The organism is Ignavibacteriales bacterium (genome assembly GCA_026390595.1).
GTDB lineage: Bacteria > Bacteroidota > Ignavibacteria > UBA10030 > UBA10030 > UBA9647.
Genome location: JAPLFQ010000012.1, coordinates 146,635 through 153,918 on the forward strand (window position 1 = coordinate 146,635; position 7,284 = coordinate 153,918).

The 7,284-nt window shown below is 52.3% G+C and carries 3 protein-coding genes, 2 tRNA genes and 2 rRNA genes; 5 read left to right on the forward strand and 2 right to left on the reverse strand.

Translation table 11 applies throughout. The features are described 5' to 3' along the window. Window positions 1-48 precede the first annotated feature (48 nt). Window positions 49-1,032, forward strand: coding sequence for a hypothetical protein (locus NTU47_05655; protein ID MCX6133286.1), 984 nt, complete (start codon window positions 49-51; stop codon window positions 1,030-1,032). On the opposite strand, the gene NTU47_05660 is transcribed toward NTU47_05655, so the two are convergent. Together NTU47_05660 and NTU47_05665 are read right to left on the reverse strand one after the other, a co-directional pair. Beyond that, window positions 1,016-2,002: a M48 family metalloprotease gene (locus NTU47_05660; protein MCX6133287.1), complete on the reverse strand. Its 987-nt coding sequence runs from the start codon at window positions 2,000-2,002 to the stop codon at window positions 1,016-1,018. The genes NTU47_05655 and NTU47_05660 overlap by 17 nt on opposite strands. An 11-nt stretch (window positions 2,003-2,013) precedes the next feature. Continuing rightward, window positions 2,014-2,580, reverse strand: a complete 567-nt coding sequence (locus tag NTU47_05665) for a LemA family protein (protein ID MCX6133288.1) — start codon at window positions 2,578-2,580, stop codon at window positions 2,014-2,016. 485 nt (window positions 2,581-3,065) lie between these two features. On the opposite strand from NTU47_05665, the gene NTU47_05670 reads away from it, so the two are divergent. The 4 genes from NTU47_05670 to NTU47_05685 form a co-directional block, all read left to right on the forward strand. Next, window positions 3,066-4,604 (forward strand): 16S ribosomal RNA (locus NTU47_05670). 129 nt (window positions 4,605-4,733) lie between these two features. Beyond that, window positions 4,734-4,807 (forward strand) — tRNA-Ile (locus NTU47_05675). A 26-nt stretch (window positions 4,808-4,833) separates the two neighbouring features. After that, window positions 4,834-4,907: transfer RNA gene (locus tag NTU47_05680), tRNA-Ala, on the forward strand. 247 nt (window positions 4,908-5,154) lie between these two features. Then, window positions 5,155-7,284, forward strand: a 23S ribosomal RNA gene (locus NTU47_05685); the annotation flags it as partial.

Consider the following 7,284-nt stretch of genomic DNA (forward strand, 5'->3'; position numbering starts at 1 on the left):
GAGCGGGACAGGCAGTGATCAAAGTTGCATTATTGACGATAAGAGACTATGACTGACCTTGAGGAACAACGCAAAAAAGTAGAAGAACTGAAGCGGAAAATCCTCGAACAGAAGAGGACTGCAACGAGTCAGAAGACCTCAGAGGAAAGTGCGCGCCTCGAAGCCGAAGTGGAATCGAAGAAAAAGGCCGAAGAGGAGGCAAAGCTGGTTGAGGAGGAGGCCAAACGCAAGGCAGAGGAGGAAGCGCTCCGTCAGGAGCAGGAAGCGAAGCACCGCGCCGCGGAAGAGGCCGCCAGGCGGAAGGAGGAGGAGGAGAGGAGGAGGGCTCAGGCGGAGGAGATGCGAAAGGCCGAAGAGGAAGCGAGGAAGAAAGCGGAAGAGGCGGCTCGTCTTCGTGAGGAAGCCGAGAGGAAGAAGGCGGTTCTGGAAGCTCAGCGTCAGGCCGAAATGGTCGCCAAGAGAAAAGCGGACGAAGAATCCCGTAGGCAGCTGGAAGAAGTGGAACGTCAGCGACGGGAGGAGGAGGAACGGAAGCGGCAGGATGAAGCACGGCGGCGTGCGGAGGAGTTGAAGAGGAAGGCGGAAGATGATCGAAAGAAAGCTGAAGAAGAGCGGAAAAAGGCGGAGGCCGAACAGAAGAAACTCGCAGAGGAAGCAACGAAGGATGCGGAGGCTCTGAAGAAAAATTCGGCCGCCCAACAATCGGAAGGTGCGGATGAATCACGCGTGACGTACACGCAGGTCCTGAAGCTGGCGTGGAGCGACGCGGACCTCAGCAGGGAGGAATCAAACATTCTTGCCCTGCTGCGCGAACGGTTCGGTCTTTCTGACAAGGATCATGAACTCCTGCAGCAGGAAGTCCAGATTGAGATTTATCTGCAGGCGATAGCAGATGTCTGGCAGGATGGCGTCATCACACCTCAGGATTCTGAGCGGCTTGAGCAACTCCGCGACTGCTTCAGTATTTCAGCGGAAGAACACTTGCGTTTAGAGAAGCAGATTCGGAAGGAAATCCTCAAACAGAAAGCTTAGCAGTCTTGTACTGGTAGGCCATTGCATCCAGCGCGAGAATGCGTTTCTCGATCGGCGGATGAGTGCCGAACAGCTCCGCGGTAAACCCCTCCTTCGAATTCAATGATCTCCCCAGCGGATCGACAATACACAGGTGAGCCGATCCGCGCTTGATCGACTCTGTTGCAGCTGCGGCGTTCTCGATTTTTCTGAGCGCGCTCGCCAGGCCAAGGGGATTCCTCGTCAGTTCCGCTCCCGAAGCGTCTGCAAGATACTCCCGTCTGCGCGAAACGAGCATAGCCATGATCTGAGCGATGAACGGAGCGAGGAGAATACTGAGGAGCCAGAAGATAAAGAAGATCCCCCCGAGGGAACCGCCGCTGCGGGATCTGCTCCCGCGGCCGGCAAGTCCGCCAAATCGCACCCCGCGCCGGGCCGAATCCGAAAGAAGCACGATCGAACCAACGAACGCAGCCACGACAGTCATCAACCTGATGTCATAGTTTCTCACATGGCTCATTTCGTGCGCAACAACCCCCTGGAGTTCTTCTCTGTTGAGAGTATTGAGTAATCCCTCTGTGACGGCAACGTAGCTGTGTTCGGGATCTTTCCCCGTGGCAAACGCATTGGGATCCGGATCGGGAACGACGAAGACCTGCGGTTTCGGCATTCCCGAAGCGATGGACATTTCTTCGACAACGTTGAGAAGCTGTGCGTGGGCCGGATTGGTGGCGTCGGCTGGAACAGCTCCGGTGGATTGGAGTACGGATTTCGCGCCGGAGCGGAGGCTTCCGATGGCCATCGCAGTCCCGAACACGACGGCGATGATAGTCCCCACAGGCAAAACCGGCCCCTCCTCGTAGAAGCCGAGGAAGTAGAAGTCGAATCCGAATCCGATGAACGCGAGCAGAAGCACGAAGCCAGTCATGACGATCCACGTCAGGCGCTTGTTGTGTGCTTGTTGCTCGTAGATGTTTCTGTCGACAGTCACGGGAACGATTCCTATTTCTTCAGCGACAGATCGACGTTCGGCACTTCGCGTTCCGATGCAGCCTGTATCTCAAACAACTCGGCGGCTTTGAAATTAAACATCGAAGCGATGATGTTCGCCGGAAATACCTGCTGCGCGATATTGAATTTCGTCGCGATGTCGTTGTAGAACTGTCGTGCAAACGAGATCTTGTTTTCAGTGCTGGTAAGTTCTTCCTGCAGCTGCTTGACGTTTTCGTTTGACTTGAGTGTCGGATAATTCTCGACGAGGGCAAAAAGTTTCGTCAGCGCTGAACTCAGCATATCTTCTTTTGCCGCTGCATCAGCAACACCTTGTGCGGAGACTGCGGAATTGCGTGCTTGAATAACCTTCTCAAGTGTTTCTTGTTCGAACTGCATTTGTCCGCGGACGGTATTGACGAGATTTGGAATCAGGTCGTGACGTCTCTTAAGTTGGACGTCGATTTGTTTCCACCCGTTCGTTACTTGGTTGCGCAGCGTGATGAGTACATTGTATTTCGCGATGACCCACACGATGAGAAGGGCGGCTGCCGCAATGAAGAAATAGAAAATGATCATACAAGAGTCTCCTTCTGGCTACTGGACGGAGGGAAGTTAGACCATTTCGTTTTCAATTTCAATGAACGAGTCATTTCGACTGAGACTTCTGATCCGTGGTTGCCGAAAAACGGCGAAATTTGTCGGTTTTCAAATAATCGAGTGGGATGGTGGGGGGATCGAGTTCCTGGTGGCGGGACAAAAAAAGTGAAACAAAGTGAAAAAAGGTATTGACTTTCGACGAAGGGCGTGGTATATTGTAAACCCCGCAAATAATGGGGAGGCGCCAAAAGCGCCCGAATTCTTTGATTATGATGTCCCTCAATGCCCATGCAAAATGGGCATTTTTATCGTCTGACCACACTGTGGTAGATGAGGGAAAATGTTCTTTGAAAAGTGTGTGTATGCCTCGAGTCAATTGCACAGGGTTTTGTAACCTGGCAATTGTATCGAAGAAGTACTAGTGATACAAGATGCTAAGGTTCAAACTTGAAGTTGGAAAAACTACAACGGAGAGTTTGATCCTGGCTCAGGACGAACGCTGGCGGCGTGCCTAACACATGCAAGTCTTGGGAGAAAGAGGTAGCAATATCTTGAGTAAACCGGCGCAAGGGTGAGTAACACGTAGGCAACCTGCCTTTAGGACGAGGATAACTCCGAGAAATCGGGGCTAATACTCGATAATGCAGCGGCACCGCATGGTGACAGTTGTTAAAAGCCCGCAAGGGTGCCTAAAGATGGGCCTGCGTCCCATTAGGTAGTTGGTGAGGTAACGGCTCACCAAGCCGACGATGGGTAGCTGGTCTGAGAGGATGATCAGCCACACTGGAACTGAGACACGGTCCAGACTCCTACGGGAGGCAGCAGTGAGGAATATTGCGCAATGTCCGAAAGGGTGACGCAGCGACGCCGCGTGGAGGATGAAGGCCCTATGGGTCGTAAACTCCTTTTGAGGGGGAAGAATAGTCCCATATACTGGGATTTGACGGTACCTCTAGAAAAAGCACCGGCTAACTACGTGCCAGCAGCCGCGGTAATACGTAGGGTGCGAGCGTTGTCCGGAATCACTGGGTGTAAAGGGAGCGCAGGCGGGTCGGCAAGTCATTGGTGAAATCCGGAGGCTTAACCTCAGGACTGCCAATGATACTGTCGATCTTGAGTACAGAAGAGGAAGACGGAATTCCTGGTGTAGCGGTGAAATGCGTAGATATCAGGAAGAACACCGGTGGCGAAGGCGGTCTTCTGGTCTGTAACTGACGCTCATGCTCGAAAGCGTGGGGAGCAAACAGGATTAGATACCCTGGTAGTCCACGCCCTAAACGATGGATACTCGATGTCGGGCCGCAAGGCTCGGTGTCCAAGCTAACGCGTTAAGTATCCCACCTGGGGAGTACGATCGCAAGGTTGAAACTCAAAGGAATTGACGGGGGCCCGCACAAGCAGTGGAGCATGTGGTTCAATTCGATGCAACGCGAAGAACCTTACCTGGGTTTGAAAGGCAAGTGACAACCGGTGAAAGTCGGTCTTCCCGCAAGGGACACTTGTACAGGTGCTGCATGGCTGTCGTCAGCTCGTGCCGTGAGGTGTTAGGTTAAGTCCTGCAACGAGCGCAACCCCTGCACTTAGTTGCCATCAGGTCAAGCTGGGCACTCTAAGTGGACTGCCTACGCAAGTAGCGAGGAAGGCGGGGATGACGTCAAGTCCTCATGGCCCTTACACCCAGGGCCACACACGTGCTACAATGGCCACTACAATGGGCTGCAAGACCGCAAGGTGGAGCTAATCCCTTAAAAGTGGCCTCAGTTCGGATTGAGGGCTGCAACTCGCCCTCATGAAGCTGGAATTGCTAGTAATCGCGGATCAGCACGCCGCGGTGAATACGTTCCCGGGCCTTGTACACACCGCCCGTCAAGCCATGGAAGCTGGGGGTACCCGAAATCGTCTTCCCAACCGCAAGGAGGGGGGCGCCTAAGGTAAAATCAGTGACTGGGGCTAAGTCGTAACAAGGTAGCCGTACCGGAAGGTGCGGCTGGATCACCTCCTTTCTAAGGAGATATCTTCCGAGCAATCGGCAAGATAACTCAAGGAATATTCCTTGTTCGATTGATTCGACTGCACACACTTTTCATTTTTTTAACCTCTTAGCAGGAAGTCCAGCAGCGGTTCAACACCATGGGCCTGTAGCTCAGGTGGTTAGAGCGCACGCCTGATAAGCGTGAGGTCAGTGGTTCAACTCCACTCAGGCCCACACGGCTGCGCGTGAATGTCAGCTGCGGGGCTGTAGCTCAGTTTGGGAGAGCGCCTGGTTTGCAACCAGGAGGTCGTCGGTTCGATCCCGATCAGCTCCACGGTCGAATTGCGAATTTCGAATTGCAGAAATTCGAAATTGGAAATCCGCAATTCGCATTGTTGTTGTTCTTTGACAATTGAGAAGATTGAATGAAGCATCCGGGCTAGTAGTCCTGCCTCGCGGTGGGACCAATGACGGAAGCGGAATTCAAGCATAACCTAATGTAAAGTTTTCTCGTCCAAAATATTATTGATGCACCGACCCGTCGCAAGACGGGATCTGTCTGTGAGTCAATAAAGATTTTTGGTTAAGTTACTAAGAGCATATGGTGGATGCCTTGGCACCAAAAGGCGATGAAGGACGCGGCTACCTGCGATAAGCGTCGGATAGGCGGAAACAGCCTTTGACCCGACGATTTCCGAATGGGGCAACCCTCCGAGAGTTATGTCTCGGAACTCCCTGCTGAATTCATAGGCGGGGTAGAGCGAACGGGGAGAAGTGAAACATCTCAGTAACCCCAGGAAGAAAAAACAAAAGTGATTTCCCCAGTAGCGGCGAGCGAAAAGGAAATAGCCTAAACCATCTGATACGTCAAGGCGACGACCCTTGTATCAGTGGTGTTGTGGGACTCTTAGACTGAATCGTCGATAAGTCGGGGAGTTACAAATCAATTCGTTAGCTGAATTTTCTGGAACGCTGGACCACAGAGGGTGATAGTCCCGTAAGCGAAAGCGAATTGACTCCCGAGAGCCTCCCAAGTATCACGGAGTAAGTGGAATTCTGTGAGAATCTGCCAGAACCATCTGGTAAGGCTAAATACTCTTTGGTGACCGATAGTGAACAAGTACCGTGAGGGAAAGGTGAAAAGCACCCTTAAGAAGGGGGTGAAATAGTACCTGAAACCATATGCTTACAAACGGTTGGAGCAAATCTTCCGCTTCGGCGGAGGAGGAGTGACAGCGTGCCTTTTGCTTAATGAGCCTACGAGTTGCTCGTACGTTGCAAGGTTAAAGTTCTAAGAACTGTAGCCGTAGCGAAAGCAAGTCCTAACTGGGCGATCCAGTAACGTGCGGCAGACGCGAACCCGTGTGATCTACCCTTGGTCAGGGTGAAGTGAGGGTAAAACCTCATGGAGGCCCGAACTGATGTGGGTTGAAAACCGCTCGGATGAACTGAGGGTAGGAGCGAAAGACCAATCAAACTCGGAGATAGCTCGTACTCCCCGAAATAGCTTTAGGGCTAGCCTTGTGATATAGTATTACGCAGGTAGAGCACTGATTGGGCTAGGGTCGTCACAACGATACCAAACCCAGACAAACTCCGAATTGCGTTAATATGTTCCACAGGAGTCAGGCGACGAGGGATAAGCTTCGACGCCGAGAGGGGAATAACCCAGACCGCCAGCTAAGGTCCCTAAATTAGGGTTAACAGAGAAAGGATGTTGAGTTGCTCAGACAACTAGGATGTTGGCTTAGAAGCAGCCATTCATTTAAAGAGTGCGTAATAGCTCACTAGTCAAGCGACTCAGCGCCGATAATACTCGGGACTAAACCCTGTACCGAAGCTGCGGATAGTAGCAATACTATGGTAGGGGAGCATTCCATCGACATCGAAGGTGTGGCGTGAGCCATGCTGGAGTTGATGGAAAAGAAGATGTAGGCATAAGTAACGATAAGGAAAGTGAAAAACTTTCCCACCGAAAGTCTAAGGTTTCCTGAGCAACGTTAATCGTCTCAGGGTTAGTCGGACCCTAAGCCGAGGCCGAAAGGCGTAGGCGATGGAAAACAGGTTGAATATTCCTGTACCTGTTTGCAGTCGTTTGACTATAAGGGGTGACGCAGAAGTGAAGTGGGGCCAGCTGTTGGCTTAGCTGGTTTAAGCCCGTAGGCGTCTCAGGTAGGCAAATCCGCCTGGGAGTCATCGCCGAGAGGTGAACAGGGTGCCCGTATGGGCCACAACTCCACGTAACCATGCTGCCAAGAAAAACCTCGTATAGGAGACTGTAGACAGTCCGTACCGCAAACCGACACAGGTAGATGAGAAGAATATTCTAAGGTGCTCGAGTGAGCCGTGGTTAAGGAACTCGGCAAATTGACCCCGTAACTTCGGGATAAGGGGTGCCCCAAGTATGATGGCGTGTACAACGCCGGCAGAACGGGGCCGCAGTGAAATGGGCCAAGCGACTGTTTAACAAAAACACATGTCTATGCTAAGCCGTGAAGGCGATGTATATAGACTGACACCTGCCCGGTGCCGGAAGGTTAAGGAAGCGGGTTAGCCGCAAGGCAAAGCTCGCGACCGAAGCCCCGGTAAACGGCGGCCGTAACTATAACGGTCCTAAGGTAGCGAAATTCCTTGTCGGGTAAGTTCCGACCTGCACGAATGGTGTAACGATTTGGTCACTGTCTCAACCACGGGCTCGGTGAAATTGTGGT

What these genes read in the sequence shown, in the direction of transcription:
- NTU47_05665 (MCX6133288.1), bottom strand. Translation starts at nt 2,580, where the DNA reads ATGATCATTTTCTATTTCTTCATTGCGGCAGCCGCCCTTCTCATCGTG.
- NTU47_05655 (MCX6133286.1), top strand. Translation starts at nt 49, where the DNA reads ATGACTGACCTTGAGGAACAACGCAAAAAAGTAGAAGAACTGAAGCGG.